This is a genomic window from Neorhizobium huautlense (genome assembly GCF_030811685.1).
Classification (GTDB): Bacteria; Pseudomonadota; Alphaproteobacteria; order Rhizobiales; family Rhizobiaceae; genus Neorhizobium; species Neorhizobium huautlense_A.
The window spans coordinates 222,906-239,309 of the sequence record NZ_JAUSRF010000003.1 but is presented as its reverse complement, the minus strand read 5'-3'; the positions used below and the strand labels follow the sequence as shown (position 1 = coordinate 239,309).

Genomic DNA, 16,404 nt, shown 5'->3' with positions numbered 1-16,404 from the left:
AAAATACAAGATTTTTAGAGTTCAATATCCTGCCGTTCGTGACGCGTCAGCAGGCGACCGATCTGCTCGACGATCTGCTCCCCATGCGCCTTGCCGAGCCGGTCGGCGGCAGCAACATCGCGCGCTTCGATGGCAGCGATGATCTCCTCATGCTCATCAACAAAACGGGTGGGCAACCGGTCCTCGTAGGACTGGTAATAAAGCCGCAGCATGCGCCGCCCCTCGCCCAGCAGACGATCGAAAAAGCCTGCGTAATAGGCATTGCGGCCCGCTGCCGCGATGGCCGAATGAAAGGCAGCATTGGTGGCGATCATCGCCAGCGCATCCTGCGAGCGCACGGCATCGCTGAATTCGGCCTGGTGAGTACGAATGTTTTCGAGGTCTTCCGCCCGGCGGTGCTGGGCTGCCAGCCGGGTGGTGACGCGGTACATCAGCACCAGCGCATCGAAATAAGCATGCATGCCGAGGAAATCGATATTCGACACCATGGTCGAGCGATTGGGCAGGGTCTCGATCAGCCCCTCCCCTGCCAACCGCACCAACGCCTCGCGGATCGGCGTACGCGACATGCCGAAGCGGCTAGCCAGCGCAACCTCATCGATGGCGCTGCCGGGCGCCAGTTTCAGGTCGAGGATTTCGTCGCGCAAGAGATCATAGACCAACTTGACGCCGGAACCGCGCTTGCGCTCCACCATCTGCTCGGAGTCGGAATCGGCCATGACGGAATCTCCTTGTCGACATGATGTCCCCAGCCTTTAGCGCATTGGCGGGCAAACGTCAGCCGGACGAAGGATATTCAGGTCTCGGACGTCACCCTTGCATAGGCGCCGAGAATGAAACGTTCGGCCCGCAGCAGGTAAGCTTCCAGCATTTCGGCAGCACCGGCCGCATTGCCTGCCTCAAGTGCCGTGACGATCTCGAGATTCTGATCGATGAAAGGGCCATGCAGGAATTCGGGATCCTTCAAAAGACCGAAAACAAGCCGCAACTCCAGCGCGATCTGCGCATAAAAACCGGCCATGCGCGGACTGTCGGACAATTCGACAATGGCCGCGTGGAAGGCGATATCGGCACTGCCGACGCCCAGCCAATCCTTGGCCTCACGGCAACGGCGCGCCTCTTCCACGGCATCGCGCATGCGGGTCACACCGGGATGACGCGGATGCGCATGCGCGAGCGCCGGACATTCGATAAAGCGCCGCACACGATAGATGTCGATGATCGTCGTCATGCTGGGCGTAGAAACGAACACGCCGCGATTGGCCTCGTAACGCAGCAGGCCTTCCTTGGTGAGCATGCGAAACACTTCGCGCAGCGTATTGCGCGAAACCTGCAATTCCTCGCTCAGCGTCTGCTCGGAAAGGTGGCTGCCGGGCGTCAGCCGCCCTGAAATCACCTGTTCACGAATGCGCGCCGCAACGGTTTCGGCCAGCGTCTGCACCTGTTCGGTGGCGCGCGAACCGGCCTGCATCCGGCCATCGGTCAAGACGGACGATTTCGCGCCCTCTACCTGTGGTTTGCGTGCAGCCAAGCCGTTCCCCTTCGTCTGTGAACCAGATTCGTCTTTCCGGTAAATTGCCCGCGGCTTCACCACAAGCGAAATGACGCGGGAGGTGCGCTGCCGGGCGAATAAAACCGTGCAAAAATTTAATCACGCCCACTTTATGAGCATCTGACGCTTTGTAGGGCAATACATAAAAATTGTTCAACACTATGGACAGCATTGTTCTCCTTTGTTAGCTTTTGTTCAGAATATGGCGAGGGAAGAGCGTTCATGATGAACATCGACATCAACAGCGACCTGGGCGAAAGTTTTGGTCCGTGGAAGATGGGCGATGATTCCGCCATGCTCGATATCGTCAGCAGCGCCAACGTCGCCTGCGGCTTTCATGCGGGCGACCCGGCCGGCATTCTCAAGACAGTGAAGGCCGCAGCCGAGCGCGGCGTCTCGATCGGCGCCCATGTCGGTTACCGCGATCTTGCCGGTTTCGGCCGCCGCAACATGGACCCGACAAGCGAAGAACTGATCGGCGACGTGATCTACCAGATCGGCGCGCTGCAGGGTCTCGCCAAGGCCGCTGGCACCCGCGTCACTTATGTGAAACCGCATGGCGCGCTCTACAACACGATCGCCATCGACGCCCGTCAGGCCAAGGATGTGATCGATGCCATTCTGGCCGTCGATCCGTCGCTGGTGCTGATGGCGCTTGCCGGCTCGCAGCTTGTCGAACAGGCCCGCGCCGCCGGCCTCACCGTCGTTGCCGAAGCCTTTGCCGACCGCGCCTATACGCCGGAAGGCAATCTCGTCTCGCGCCGCGAAAAAGGTTCCGTTCTTCACGATCCCGATCTGATTGCCGAGCGTATGGTGCGCATGGTGAAAGAGGGAGTGATCGAGGCGATTGACGGCACGCTCACTGGTGTCGATGCGCAGTCGATCTGCGTGCATGGCGACAGCCCCGGTGCGGTGGCCATGGCAAGACGTCTGCGCGAAGCATTTGAACAGTCGGGCTTGGCAATCCGATCCTTTACCGCGGCTGCCTGAACCATCATGCAGCCCGTCGCCCTCACCTCCTCCCGAGACACGTCGATGCGCATCCTACCGGTGCGTGGCGATTGTTTGCTCGTGGAACTCGCCGATCTCGGCGAGGCGCTGGCTTTGTTCGAGGCGCTGGAAAACAATCCGATCGAGGGCATCACGGAAATCATTCCGGCCGCACGCACGCTGCTTGTGTCTTTCGATCCATACACGATTTCCGACGAGGCACTTGTTGCAGCCATCGCGGCTCTGGCCGGTGGCGAACGCAAGGCGGCATCCGGTGCGCTGATCGAAATCCCGGTGCGCTACGACGGCGAGGATCTGGCCGAAGTCGCCGGCATTCTCGGCATCAGCATCGAAGATGTCATCCGTCTGCATGGCGAGAGCGATTACGTTGCCGCCTTCACCGGCTTTGCACCCGGCTTTGCCTATCTCTCGGGTGGCGATCCGCGCCTCACCGTGCCGCGCCGCAAATCTCCGCGCACGAAAGTACCGGCCGGTGCTGTCGGTCTTGCCGGCGAATTCAGCGGCATCTATCCGAAAACAAGCCCCGGTGGCTGGCAGTTGATCGGCACGACGCCGCTCGCCATGTTCGATATCGATCGCACGCCGGCTTCGCTTCTGCAGCCGGGCAGCCGCATCAAATTCTGCGACATGGCAAAAGATGTGGCATACGAGATCAAGCCATCGACCAAGGCCGCTGAAAAGCCAGAGATGGCCAGCACCGAAAATGCCGCTTCGGCAATCGAAATTGTTTCCGTCGGCCTGCCGGTCGTTTTTCAGGATCTTGGCCGCGCCGGACAGGCGAGCCTCGGCATCAGCGTTTCCGGCGCCGCCGACCGGGCAAGCTTCAAAGCCGCCAACCGTCTTGTCGGCAATCCGGCCGACACGCCTGCACTTGAGATCGCACTCGGCGGCCTCGCTTTTCGCATGCGCGGACAGGGCGTCATGGCGGTGACGGGCGCCACGGCCCCGATCACCGTTGCCGGCGCCAATGGCACAAAAATTTCGGGCACGCATCACACAGCCATCGCCCTCGATGACGGCGACGTGGTTACGCTCGGCACGCCTGCAGCCGGCATGCGCTCCTACCTCTCCCTGCGCGGCGGTTTCGATATCGCGCCGGTTCTCGGCAGCACCGCCACCGATACGCTGGCGCAGATCGGCCCCGCCGCCCTTGTTGCCGGCGATGTCGTCGCCATTCTGCCCGCACCGGCAAACGCACTCGTCTCATCGGAAGAACCGGCTTTCACCATGCCGCGCACCGACGAAACGGTGGTGCTGGATGTCGTCATGGGTCCGCGCACCGACTGGTTCACCGACGCTGCCGTCGAAAGCTTTTTGAGCCAGGAATGGTCTGTCACGCCGCAATCCAGCCGTGTCGGCATCCGCCTGTCGGGTGATGCGTCGGAACGTTCCAATCACGGCGAACTGCCGAGCGAGGCGACCGTTCGCGGCGCGCTGCAGGTTCCGGCCAGCGGCCAGCCCGTGCTGTTCCTTGCCGATCATCCACTGACCGGCGGTTATCCGGTCATCGCCAATGTCGCCGGCCATCATCTCGATCTCGCCGGCCAGATACCTGTCGGCGCAAAGATCCGCTTCAACGCGGTCAGCCGTTTCGCGCCCCGTTTCATTCCAGGAAAATGCCCATGAAAAAGGTTCTGATAGCTAACCGCGGCGAGATCGCGGTGCGGATCATCCGGGCCTGCAAGGATTACGGCCTGACCTCGGTCGCCGTTTACGCCGATGCCGATGCCGACGCGCTGTTCGTAGGCCTGGCCGATGAGGCCTATGCACTGAATGGCGTGACCGCCAAGGGCAGCTATCTCGATATCGACAAACTGATTTCCATCGCCAAACGCTCCGGCGCCGATGCCGTACATCCCGGCTACGGCTTTCTCTCGGAACGCAGCGAGTTTGCGCAGGCCGTCATCGATGCCGGCCTCATCTGGATCGGCCCCAAGCCGAAGGTTATCGAAGCGCTCGGCGACAAGCTGAAGGCCCGCGCGATTGCCCAGAAGGTCGGCGCACCTCTGGTTGCCGGTTCCGATGGGGCGATTTCCTCCCCGGCCGAAGCGCTTTCTTTCGCAAAGAAATTCGGCCTGCCGATCGCCATCAAGGCGGCGCATGGCGGCGGCGGACGCGGTTTGAAGATCGCGCGCGACCTTGGTGAAGTCGAAGAACTGTTTTCATCGGCCACGCGTGAAGCGGTGGCCGCCTTTGGTCGCGGCGAATGTTATGTCGAGCAGTTTCTCGACCGCCCGCGGCATATCGAGGCGCAGGTGTTGGCGGACCGTCTCGGCAATGTTCTGGTGGTGGGGACCCGCGATTGCTCGTTGCAGCGTCGCAACCAGAAACTTGTCGAGGAAGCACCTGCGCCTTTTCTCTCCGATGAACAGCGCCAAAAAATCCATTCTGCCGCTCGCGACATCTGCGCGGAAGCCGGATACACCGGTGCGGGCACGGTGGAATTTTTGCTCAGCGCCGATGGCGTGATCTCCTTCCTCGAGGTCAATACCCGCCTGCAGGTGGAACATCCTGTGACAGAAGAGACAACCGGTCTCGATCTCGTCATCGAACAGTTCCGCATCGCCGAAGGACTGCCGATCAGCGTGACGGAAATGCCGGAACCGCGCGGCCATGCCATCGAATTCCGCATCAACATGGAAGATCCGGGTCGTGGTTTTCTGCCGTCCGCCGGCGAGATTTCACAGTTCACGGCTCCGTCCGGCCCCGGTGTGCGTCTGGATTCCGGCGTCGTCACCGGCTCGGCCATTCCGCCGATGTTCGACTCGCTGTCAGCCAAGCTGATCGTCTGGGGGGCTACCCGCGACCAAGCGATTGCCCGCGCCCGCCGCGCTCTGGATGAATTTGCCATCGAAGGCGTGCCGTCCGTGTTGCCTTTCCATCGCGCCGTCATCGCGCATGATGATTTCGCCAGGGATTTTCGTGTCCACACCCGCTGGATCGAAACCGATTTCACTGAGGCGCTGGAATCCGTCAGCCGTCCCGCTCCTATAGCGAGCGCCGGCCTTCTGCGCGGCCAGATCGAAATCGACGGCAAGCGTGTGGAAATCGGCATTCCCGATGCATTCCTGCGTTTGCTGGGCCCACTTTCATCGGCCTCGAACAGTGACAAGACAAGTGAAGAGAACGATGCCGGAGCAGTGCTTGCACCCGTGCCCGGCCTTCTCGTTCACTGGAATGTTTCCGATGGCGCACTTGTCGAAAAAGGTGAAGTTCTGGCAATGATGGACGTGATGAAGATGGAAACGGCGGTCACCGCACCGGTTTCCGGCACCATCAGCATCCTCGCCGAAGCCGGTTCCTCCCAGACCGCCGGCGCCGTCATCGCCCGCATCGCCAGCGACAAAAATTCAACGACCGAACAGACCAAGCCGGAGACACGGACATGAGCGCAACCAACAAACCGCTTCTGTCGGTCGAAAATCTCAGCGTCGAATTCGGCTCCAGCCGCGTTGTCGATGATCTGTCGTTTACGGTCGAGGCCGGCAAGACGGTGGCCGTGGTCGGTGAATCCGGTTCGGGCAAGTCGGTCACCTCGCTGTCGACCATGCGCCTTGCCGACATGATGGGCGCGAAATACGCGACCGGTCGCATCCTGTTCAACGAAAAGGACCTGCTGAAGGCGTCGCAAAAGGAAATGCGGTCGATCCGCGGCAAGGAGATCGCCATGATCTTCCAGGAGCCGATGACCTCGCTCAACCCGGTCTTCACGATCGGTGACCAGATCTGCGAAGTGCTGATGCTGCACGAAAAGCTCGGCAAATCGGCCGCCATGGCGGAAGCCCAGCGCCTGCTCGACATGGTGCGCCTGCCGGATTCGGGCCAGCTTCTGCACCGTTTTCCGCACCAGCTTTCCGGCGGCATGCGCCAGCGCGTGATGATCGCCATGGCCCTTGCCTGCCGCCCAAAGCTGCTGATCGCCGACGAGCCGACCACAGCGCTCGACGTCACCATTCAGGCGCAGATCCTCAACATCATGCGCGACCTGCAGAAGACGCTCGGCATGGGCATGGTGTTCATCACCCATGACATGGGCGTGGTTGCCGAAATGGCCGATCATGTCGTCGTCATGTGGAAGGGCAAGAAGGTCGAGGAAGGCCCGGTCAACGAAATTTTTGCCAACCCGCAGCATCCCTATACCCGCACGCTTCTGTCTGCCGTGCCGAAGCTTGGCAGCATGTCCGGCGAAGAGTTTCCCAAGCGCATGCCGCTGACCGTTCTTCAGGATGGCGAGCCGACAGTCGTCGGCGAAGAGCGTGTGCAGAACACCGCGAAATACGACGAGAAGCCGCTTCTCTCGGTGAAGGACCTGCTGGTCCGCTTCGACATCAAGAAGAACCTTTTTGGCAAGGCGACGCATCGCTGCAGCGCCGTGCAGAATGTCAGCTTCGACATCCATCCGGGCGAAACGCTGGCTCTGGTCGGTGAATCCGGTTCCGGCAAGTCCACCATCGGCCGCACCATCCAGCAGCTGCAATCCTCCATGGGCGGCGAGATCGCCTTCAACGGCCGCACCTATTCGTCCATGTCGGCGGCCGAGCGTTTTCGCATGCGCCAGGAAGTCCAGTACATCTTTCAGGACCCGTTTGCCTCGCTTGATCCGCGCAAGACGGTTGGTTTTTCCATTGCCGAGCCGATCAACACCCATGGCCTGATCAATGACGGCAAGGCAGTCAAACGTCGCGTCGATGAACTGCTGGAACGCGTCGGTCTGCCGTCTTCGGTTGCCTCGCGTTATCCGCACGAATTCTCCGGTGGCCAGCGCCAGCGTGTGTGTATCGCCCGCGCGCTCGCTTCGGACCCAAAGCTGATCATCGCCGACGAAGCGCTGTCGGCGCTCGACGTCTCCATTCAGGCGCAGATCATCAACCTGTTCATGGACCTCCAGGCGGAGCGTGGTCTCGCCTATCTGTTCATCAGCCATGACATGGCTGTGGTGGAGAAGATGAGCCACCGCGTTGCGGTGCTTTATCTCGGCCAGATCATGGAAATGGGTTCGCGCCAACAGGTGTTCGAAAACCCGAGCCATGACTATACCCGTCGCCTTCTCTCCGCCGTTCCGGTTGCCGATCCGACGGCACCGCGCAACACGGCGCTGATCGAGGGCGAAATCCCCAATCCCGTCCGTCGCGTCGGCGACGAGCCGGCCATCCTTTCCCATGAGGAAATCAATCCGGGCCATTTCATCGCCAAAAGCGCCTGAGGAAACCCGGATCATAAACCGCGACACAATCGCAAAGCATCTGAAGAGGAACAGGTAAATGACAACGTTCAAAAGGGGACTGGCGTCGGCTTTCGTGGCTTTCGCTCTCGCCGGCACCGCACTTTCCGCCGCCCCGGCCTTTGCCGCCGGCAAGATGACCATTTCGACGCCGCAGGATCCGGGCAGCTGGGACCCGATCGACACGTTCCTCGTTCAGTGGTCCGCCGTTGCGACCAACATCTTTGACGGCCTGACCTATCGCGGTCCGGACCTCAAGATCGTCCCCGGCCTCGCTGAAAGCTGGGAAGAGCTGGACGAAGGCAAGCGCCTGCGCTTCAAGCTGCGCCAGGGCGTAAAGTTCCACAATGGCGAAGATTTCAACGCAGCAGCAGTCAAGTTCACTTTTGAGCGCCTTCTCGGCGAACAGGGTGCCAAGGGCCCGCAGCGTTCCAACTACACCTCGATCGAAAGCGTCGAGGTCATCGACGACTACACGGTCGATCTCAAGCTGAAGGCACCGGATCCGGTTCTTCTGACCAAGCTTGCCGGTTATGGTGGCATGATCGTTCCGCCGAAATACATCACCGAAAAGGGTGAGGACAACTTCAACCTCAACCCGGTCGGCACGGGCGCATTCAAATTCACGTCCTACCAGCCGAAGGTCAACATCAAGCTGGAAGCCAACCCGGATTACTGGGGTGGTGCACCAAAACTTTCTGAACTCGAATACCGCTTCATCGCAGAGCCGGCGACTGCCGTTGCCGAACTGCAGGCCGGTCGCGTCGACCTGGTGATCCCGCCGACCATTCCGATCGGCATGCTGCCGGTCATCGAAGCCGACAGCAAGCTCGAGATCCTTTCCGTTCCCGGCCCGACCGTTGACGCGCTGCGCTTCAACACCCGCGACGGCATCACCGCCGATCCGAAGGTGCGCCACGCGATCATCATGGCCGTTGATCGCGCCACGATTGTGCAGTCGATCCTCGCCGGCCAGGCATCGGAAATCGTCAGCTTCCAGAGCGCCCTTTCCTTCGGTTACGACCCGGAGCTCAAGGCTATCCCCTACGATCCGGAAGGCGCAAAGAAGCTGCTGGCTGAAGCCGGCGTGAAGGCCGGTACCGCCCTGCAGATCGACATCCGCGGCAATGACTCGACGATGAACGAAGTCGCGCAGGTTATTTCCAGCTACCTGTCGATGGTCGGCATCACCGCCACGATTAAACCTTATGAGACCAACGTCATTACCAATGACATCATCCCGCAGGGCAAGACCGGCGCGATGTTCCAGCAGAAGTGGGGCGGCTGGACGTTCGACTTCGATAACACCGCTTACGCGATGTACCATTCGGGCGAAAAGTGGAACCCCTACGACAAGGACGAGAAGATGGACAAGCTGCTGGAATCCCAGCGTCCGCTGACCGACCGTGCCGAGCGCGAAAAGATCCTCAAGGAAGTTGGCGCCTACGCTGCCGAACGCGCGCTGGAACTGCCGCTTTACAACACCAACGCCATCTTCGGCATCAACAAGCGGGTCAAGGGCTTCATCGCTCCTCCGGATAACCGGCTGAAGCTGAACGAAGTCACCGTCGACTAACCGACGTTACTTCAAACGAAACGATACCTCGCCCGCATCCCCGCGGGCGAGGCTGGACTTCTCTTTTAGGAACGAGAACTTGGCCGGTTTCCTCATCAAGCGATTGCTACAGGCGATTTTCGTCGTCATCGCCATCACGCTCGTCGTCTCTTTCGCCATTCGCCTGACGGGCGATCCAGCCCTCATGATGTTCCAGGGCGGCGGCAGCATGACGGAAGACGATCTGGCGCGTATTCGCGCTTCGCTCGGCACCGACCAGCCGTTCATCGTGCAGTACCTCACCTTCCTGAAAGGCATGGTGAGCTTCGATTTCGGCCGCAGTTTCAACGGAGGCACCTCCGTTTCGATGCTGATATCAGACGCATTGCCGGCCACGCTGCTGCTCGCCTTCATCTCGATGTTCGTGTCGATCGCGCTGTCGATCCCGCTCGGCATCAAGGCCGCCACCTCGCGTGGTTCAGCCGCCGACCAGGCGATCCGCATCTTTTCGCTGATCGGCCTCTCCTTCCCGAATTTCTGGCTCGCCACCATGCTGGTGCTCTTGTTCGCCATCACGCTCGGCTGGCTGCCGCCAAGCGGCATGGGCGGGTTTGCCAGCTACGTGATGCCGGCCATCACCATGGGCGTCATTCTGACGGCGACCAATGTCCGCCTCGTGCGCACCTCGATGCTGGAAACGCTGCAGTCGCAATACATCATGGTGGCGCGCGCCAAGGGTCTTTCCGAAAGCAAGGTTCTCTACAAACACGCGCTGCGCAACTGCGCCATTCCGCTGATCACCTACTTTGGCCTTCAGTTCGGCGGCCTGCTCGGCGGTATCGTCGTCATCGAGCGTGTCTTCAACTGGCCGGGTCTCGGCACGCTTGCATTCGATGCAGTGGCTGCCCGTGATTATCCGGTGCTTCAGGCCGTCATCACCGTTCTGTCGCTGATGATCGTCGGCATCAACCTTCTGGTCGACATCGCCTATGGCCTCGTCGATCCCCGCATCCGCACGGAGTAAACGACAATGGCAACAAAAACCTCCCGCCTGTCGCGCTTCGCGAGCCTCGAATTCATTCTCGGCATTTCGCTGACCGTCATCATCTGCCTCGCCGTGCTGTTTTCAGATCTGCTGTTTCCGGGCGGCGCGGAAAAGATCAACCTGATGGCGCGTCTGGCAAAACCGTTCACCAACCCGGCCTTCCCGTTCGGCACCGACCCACTCGGCCGTGACGTGCTGGCGCGCGTTGTCGCCGGCGGCAAGATTTCGCTTCTGGTCGGCTTCACCTCCGTTATCGGCGCCGTCATTTTTGGCGTGCTGATGGGCCTGATCGCCGGTTATTACCGCGGTTTCTGGGACATGCTGGTCATGCGTTTCGCCGACTTGCAGCTCGCCATGCCGTTCATCCTTCTTGCCATCACCTTCATCGCCATCGTCGGCGGCAGCCTCACCAACACGATCATCCTGCTGATCGTGTCGCAATGGGTGCAATATGCCCGCCTCGTGCGTGGCTCGGTGCTGACGTTGCGTGAGCGCGAATTCATACTTTCGGCCCGCGCAATTGGCGTCAAAGACTGGCGCATCATCTTCCAGCATCTGCTGCCGAACCTGATCGGCCCGGTGATCGTGCTGATGACGCTCAACGTTGCCAACAACATTCTGCTCGAAAGCAGCCTGACCTTCCTCGGCCTCGGCGTCGATCCGACCATTCCGAGCTGGGGCGGCATGCTGGCCGATGGCCGCACCTATCTGCAGACCGCATGGTGGGTCAGTGTCTTCCCGGGCCTCGCCATCCTGCTCACCGTGCTCGGCCTCAACCTGCTCGGCGACTGGCTGCGCGACAGCCTCGACCCGACCGGTCGCACTTCCAGATAAACATTTCGATACACAGCAAGGCATGACACCCATGACCACGATCTTCGAGACTTCAATCGAGCGTACTCTTGAAACTCTGGTCATGGGAGCCAAGCCCGGCCTGTCCTTCGAAGCATGGACATTCGACGACACGAAGAGCCGCCGCGCAACTGAGCAGGCGCTGAAGGACAAGGGCATCACCGCCCGCATCCGCAGCGCCTACAAGCCGCTTCTCTTCACCTTCCTCGAAGAGATCGACCTTGCCGGCGTGACAGCCATCGAAGTGCGTTATCCGGTGCATGCCAATGCCCCGGCCAACCGGTTTCGACTGGAAGCCTATCCGCTGGCATCGCTGGTGGGCGACGCAAAGATCGAGTTTGTCGCCCGCGAGGACGGCGAATTCTTTTACGACGTGACGCTGACCCGCAACGGCCAGAGCGAAACGCTGAAAGTACTGGTGCCGAACCGCGTGCATGAGGATGTCGTCGGCGAAACCAATGTCTCGCCGACCGGCTGGTATCGTGCCGAAGGCGATGCGTCGGGCGAGCGTCTGGAAACCGATTACGAAAAGCTGTTCCACAGTGCCATCGATGCAATTGCCGGTCACGACTGGGGCGCAACCGAACCCTATTTCGAAGAGCTGAACATCCGCGTTTCGCATCCGGCCGAGGATATGGACCTGCCGGTCGGCGATGAGGTGGTGAGCCTGCGGGAAGCGCTGCATGAAGACTTTTATTTCTCACTACTCGAGTTTTTCCAGAAAAAGTCCGGCCGTCCTCTCGGCGATCGTGGCCTGAAACCCGGCCAGATCGTACCCGAGATCGTCAAAAGCACAGGCGAGATCACGATCCGCGTCGAAACCCGCCCACTGACGACCGGATTCCTCGACGGCAAGGAACAGGCGATCGATACCGCCACCGAACCGCCGGCAGCCAGCCAGATGGCAAAGCTGCTGGCCGATATCGGCGGCGAAGAGTTTAACGCCAATTCCCGCTCAGGACGCTTGCTTTCGGCCCGATACATCAAGGGCCCGGAAGCTGCCGTGATGATCAGTGGCGGACAGCATCCGAACGAAACGACCGGCATCGTCGGCGCCATTCGCGCTGCCCGTGCCCTGAAGCAGCGCGCCAATGCGCATTTCACCATCTCGCCGCTGGAAAACCCGGATGGTTACGCGCTTCATCAGCGCCTGCGCGTCGACAATCCGCGCCACATGCACCATGCCGCCCGTTACACAGCCCTTGGTGACGACCTCGAATATCGCACCCGCGAAAATTCCGGCGAGCATCTAAACGAAAAGGCGATCCGTTTTGCGGCGCAGGACCTGAGCGGCGCAAAGCTGCATGTGAACCTGCACGGCTATCCGTCGCATGAATGGACGCGCCCGCTTTCCGGTTACGTGCCGCGCAATTTTGCCATGTGGACGCTGCCAAAAGGCTTTTTCCTCGTCATGCGCCATCACGCAGGCTGGACGGAACAGGCGGAAGCCATGCTCGACCACGTCACCCGCCATCTCGGCACCATTCCGGGCATTCTAGAATACAACAACCGCCAGATCGCGCTATACGAGACCCATGCCGGCGAAACGGGTTTCCGCATCATCAACGGTTTCCCCTGCCTGTCATCGATCGATGACCGCCACACCGTGCCTTTGACGCTGATCACCGAATACCCGGATGAAACGATTTACGGCGACGATTTCATCACCGGCCACACGGCGCAGATGGAAACGGTGATTTCTGCCTACGAATCCTGGCAGTTGCTGCAGGCTGACGCGCCTGCCGTATAACGGCACACAGAGAGATCATTTCAACCGGCCGAGATCCACGGCACGGTTGTCGATGATCGCTTCCATCGAGAAAAAGCCGGTGACCGTCGCCAGATCGAAATCGGTCACCAGCTTCTGATAAAAGGCGTCGTAACCGGCCATGCCTCTGGTGACGACCTTGATCAGATAATCCCAGTCGCCGCCGATACGGTAGAAATCGATCACTTCCGGCAGACGCTCCACATGGGCGCGAAAATCGTCGATCCATTGTTTCGAATGATGCCGGGTGCGGATCATCACGAACACCGTCAGATCGAAGCCCAGTGCCGACAGATCGATATTGCTGTGAGCGCCACGGATCATGCCGATCGCCGTGAGGCGCTGCAGCCGGCGCCAGCAGGCATTTTGCGACAGGCCAACCTTTTCCGCCAGTTCCCGCTGCGACAGATGTGCATCTGATTGCAGGAGTGTCAGAATCTTCAGATCAAAACCGTCTATTTTTTCTGCTTTGTCGATCATACGACAACAAAACATTGAATTTTGTAAAAAAACAAGTGATGTTTGCGCGCTAAATACCGATTAGATTCGCGGTCATGCCCCTCTTGACCGGAGCCGACCATGCAGACCGCCGCACTGGCAATCCCGAAGACACAGCTTTCGCCGCTCTCGCAGTTCCGTCAGGACTTAGCGGACAAGGCCGACCGGATCGCCCATCTGCATGACGACCTCGTGGGCGGGGAGGCGACACTCGATGGTCCCTACGGCGTAAAAAAGCTCGTTTACGCGGACTATGTGGCCTCCGGCCGAGCACTTCTTTCGATCGAGCGTTTTGTTCTGGAAGAGGTCCTGCCCTATTACGCCAACAGCCACACCGAAGCGTCCTATTGCGGTGGCTTCATGACCCGCCTGCGCCGCGAAGCAAGAGCCTTGATTGCCGGGTTCTGTGGCGCGGATCAGCGTCATGCGGTGGTTTTTACCGGTTCGGGCGCAACTTCAGGCATCAACCGGCTGGTCAAACTGTTCGGCATAACCGATGCCATCGCGGCAGGCCGACGGGCGCGTGTGATCATCGGCCCCTACGAGCACCATTCCAACATCCTGCCCTGGCGTGAAAGCGGCGCGGAGATCGTCGAGATCGAGGAATGTCCGTCAGGTGGCCCGAACCTCAGCCAGCTCGAGGCGGCGCTTCGCGATGATGCGCCTGCCCTCACCATCTGCAGCCTGTCCGCCGCGTCCAACATTACCGGCATCCTCAGCGACGTGGCCGGCATTACGGAGCGCGTAAAGGCGGCCGGCGCGAAAATGATCTGGGATTATGCCGGTGCAGGCCCCTATGTGCAGATGGCGATGACGCCAAAGGCCGGCGTGGAGATCGACGCGATCGTCACATCTCCACACAAGTTCATCGGCGGCCCGGGCTCGTCGGGCATTCTCATCCTGCGCAAGGATGCAGCCGCAACGACAAAACCATCTTGGCCGGGCGGCGGCACCGTGAAGTTCGTCTCGCCGGCTGGCCATGACTACAGCGACAATATCGAGGCGCGCGAAGAGGCCGGCACACCGAATGTGATCGGAGACATCCGCTCCTCCCTCGCCTTCATTGTCAAGGACGCAATCGGCTCTGCGATCATGGATCGTCGCAACCGCGAACTGGCCGCACGGGCGTTTACGGCATGGCGTGACGTGCCCAACCTCGAGCTTCTCGGCCTTGCCGAACCGCATCGATTGCCGATCTTTTCGTTCCGCATCCGCGACGGCAAAGGCGGTTATGTGCATCAGCAACTCGTAACCCGCATGCTGAGCGACCGCTTCGGCATACAGGCACGCGGCGGCTGCGCCTGTGCGGGACCTTATGTCCATCGCCTGCTGGAGATCGATACCGCGCAATCCGACGAGATGCGACGCGCCATTATCTCTGGTGAGGAAATCCGCAAGCCGGGTTTCACGCGTCTGAATTTCAGCGTTCTGCTGCCGGATACCAAGGTCGATTTCATTCTGGCCGCCGTCAGCCAACTGGCGGCAGATGCGGCCGATTTCGAAAACCAGTATGATTTCGATCCGGCAAGGGCGATCTTTTTCCCGCGCCAGGCGGCATAGTCTTGCTTGAATGCTCTCTTTTCCATAGGAACTTACTTTGAGTGACTATATGGAAAAACGATCATGACCACGCAGCAGCGGCCGGGCTTCACTACTGACGAAATGGCGCGCGCGGAGAGCTATAAGGCTCGCGACTATCCGAGTAATGTTGATCCGCGTATCGAAGGACTGGTGCGCGAGATGATTTCCGGTTTTGCCGACAAGTGGACCGTGGTCATTCTCGACACGCTTTGGGACGAAGGCACGCTACGTTTTTCCGATCTTGCGCGACACGTCACCGGCATCAGCCAGAAGATGCTGACCCAGACTTTGCGCCGCATGGAACGCGACGGACTGGTAGTGCGAAAGACATATGCCTGCGTGCCGCCCAAGGTGGAATACAGCCTTTCGCCACTCGGACTTACACTGGGTGCGGCCTTTTGCAACGTGTGGATATGGGCAGTTGAAAACCACGACGCCGTCGCGGCTGCCCGGACGGCGTTCGACGGAGAAGAATAGCTGAGCGCAACCGCTGGCCGCGCCCAGCATTCAGCCGGCGTCAGGCCGGGTTGATCAGGCCGAAAACCTTGTCGAAATTGCCGGTTGCCTCGGCGGTGCGTTGCGGCATCACGCGGCCGACCAGAACTTCAGGCGGGGTCGGCTGGGCGCACAGCAGGTCCACCGATTCCGACACGAAGTCCGCCAAGGGCATGGCACGCGGGTTCTGTGACTGGCCGGGCGTCAGGTCGGTTGCCACCAGAGGCGGCGCCAGTTCGACGACCGAAATATTGGTGCTGCGCAATTCGTGGCGCAGGCAGGTCGTCCAGGAATGGATAGCCGCCTTTGTGGCGCTATAGGTCGGCGTGTCGGCGCGCGGCACGAAGGCAAGGCCGGAGGATACGGTGACGATTGCCGCCTCGTCCTTTGTGCGCAGATGCGGAAGCAGGGCAGCGGTCAGGCGAATCGGTGCCAGCAGATTGGTGGCGATCGTCTTTTCGACGATGTCGAGGTCGTAAGCCTCTGCCAGAACCTGTTCGCTGACCATGATACCGGCATTGTGGATGACGGCATTCAGATCGGGATGATGTTCGGTGATATTGGCGGCGAACTGCGTGATGGCGTCGGGGTCGGTCACATCCAGTTCGTAACCGAGCATGCCGGGATTGGCGTAAAGCGTTTCCCTAAGACGCTTGTCGTCGCGGCCGGTGATGATGACCTTTGCGCCACGCGACATCAGCGCCTTGGCAAGACCCTTGCCGATGCCGGAATTACCGCCGGTGATGAGAATTGTTGCCTTCGAAAAGTCCATGGTTCCAGTCTCCAGATCGTTCTGAAGACAAAGTTAGAGCCAATAGTATCTTTT

At 60.3% G+C, this 16,404-nt stretch carries 14 protein-coding genes; 10 read left to right on the top strand and 4 right to left on the bottom strand.

What is annotated here, in order from left to right; all coding sequences use genetic code 11:
* Positions 1-14: 14 nt before the first annotated feature.
* Both J2T09_RS05795 and J2T09_RS05790 read right to left on the bottom strand, forming a co-directional pair.
* The gene (locus J2T09_RS05795; protein WP_306832110.1) at positions 15-719 is read right to left on the bottom strand and encodes a GntR family transcriptional regulator; all 705 of its coding nucleotides are present in this window, start codon (positions 717-719) and stop codon (positions 15-17) included.
* A 77-nt stretch (positions 720-796) separates the two neighbouring features.
* Positions 797-1,471 (bottom strand): GntR family transcriptional regulator, encoded by a 675-nt coding sequence (locus J2T09_RS05790; RefSeq protein WP_306832443.1) that lies wholly within the window; start codon positions 1,469-1,471, stop codon positions 797-799.
* Positions 1,472-1,774: 303 nt separating this feature from the next.
* On the opposite strand from J2T09_RS05790, the gene J2T09_RS05785 reads away from it, so the two are divergent.
* The 8 genes from J2T09_RS05785 to J2T09_RS05750 all read left to right on the top strand — a co-directional run bounded on the left by J2T09_RS05785 (position 1,775) and on the right by J2T09_RS05750 (position 12,986).
* Complete coding sequence (locus J2T09_RS05785; RefSeq protein WP_306832108.1) at positions 1,775-2,542, top strand: LamB/YcsF family protein; 768 nt, start codon at positions 1,775-1,777, stop codon at positions 2,540-2,542.
* Between the two features lie 45 nt (positions 2,543-2,587).
* Positions 2,588-4,189: a 5-oxoprolinase subunit PxpB gene (pxpB, locus tag J2T09_RS05780; RefSeq protein WP_373458388.1), complete on the top strand. Its 1,602-nt coding sequence runs from the start codon at positions 2,588-2,590 to the stop codon at positions 4,187-4,189.
* Entirely contained in the window at positions 4,186-5,952 is a 1,767-nt protein-coding gene (locus J2T09_RS05775) for an acetyl/propionyl/methylcrotonyl-CoA carboxylase subunit alpha (protein WP_306832104.1), read from the top strand. Before pxpB ends, J2T09_RS05775 begins: the two co-directional genes overlap by 4 nt.
* The gene (locus tag J2T09_RS05770; protein WP_306832102.1) at positions 5,949-7,766 is read left to right on the top strand and encodes an ABC transporter ATP-binding protein; all 1,818 of its coding nucleotides are present in this window, start codon (positions 5,949-5,951) and stop codon (positions 7,764-7,766) included. The genes J2T09_RS05775 and J2T09_RS05770 overlap by 4 nt, the downstream gene beginning before the upstream one ends.
* A gap of 58 nt (positions 7,767-7,824) precedes the next feature.
* Positions 7,825-9,360, top strand: a complete 1,536-nt coding sequence (locus J2T09_RS05765; protein ID WP_306832100.1) for an ABC transporter substrate-binding protein — start codon at positions 7,825-7,827, stop codon at positions 9,358-9,360.
* Positions 9,361-9,439: 79 nt separating this feature from the next.
* Complete coding sequence (locus J2T09_RS05760; protein WP_306832098.1) at positions 9,440-10,363, top strand: ABC transporter permease; 924 nt, start codon at positions 9,440-9,442, stop codon at positions 10,361-10,363.
* Positions 10,364-10,369: 6 nt separating this feature from the next.
* Positions 10,370-11,218, top strand: a complete 849-nt coding sequence (locus J2T09_RS05755) for an ABC transporter permease (protein WP_306832095.1) — start codon at positions 10,370-10,372, stop codon at positions 11,216-11,218.
* A 22-nt stretch (positions 11,219-11,240) separates the two neighbouring features.
* Positions 11,241-12,986 carry a M14 family metallopeptidase gene (locus tag J2T09_RS05750; RefSeq protein ID WP_373458380.1) on the top strand — a complete coding sequence of 582 codons (1,746 nt, stop codon included), beginning with the start codon at positions 11,241-11,243 and terminating at the stop codon, positions 12,984-12,986.
* Between the two features lie 15 nt (positions 12,987-13,001).
* Here the strand turns inward: J2T09_RS05750 and J2T09_RS05745 are convergent, their stop codons facing one another.
* Positions 13,002-13,484, bottom strand: coding sequence for an Lrp/AsnC family transcriptional regulator (locus J2T09_RS05745; protein ID WP_306832091.1), 483 nt, complete (start codon positions 13,482-13,484; stop codon positions 13,002-13,004).
* A gap of 99 nt (positions 13,485-13,583) precedes the next feature.
* Between J2T09_RS05745 and J2T09_RS05740 the strand changes: the two genes are divergently transcribed.
* Positions 13,584-15,062, top strand: coding sequence for an aminotransferase class V-fold PLP-dependent enzyme (locus J2T09_RS05740; RefSeq protein WP_306832089.1), 1,479 nt, complete (start codon positions 13,584-13,586; stop codon positions 15,060-15,062).
* A gap of 63 nt (positions 15,063-15,125) precedes the next feature.
* The gene (locus J2T09_RS05735) at positions 15,126-15,560 is read left to right on the top strand and encodes a winged helix-turn-helix transcriptional regulator (RefSeq protein WP_306832087.1); all 435 of its coding nucleotides are present in this window, start codon (positions 15,126-15,128) and stop codon (positions 15,558-15,560) included.
* Between the two features lie 40 nt (positions 15,561-15,600).
* Here the strand turns inward: J2T09_RS05735 and J2T09_RS05730 are convergent, their stop codons facing one another.
* Positions 15,601-16,350 (bottom strand): SDR family oxidoreductase, encoded by a 750-nt coding sequence (locus tag J2T09_RS05730; protein ID WP_306832085.1) that lies wholly within the window; start codon positions 16,348-16,350, stop codon positions 15,601-15,603.
* Between the last annotated feature and the right edge of the window lie 54 nt (positions 16,351-16,404).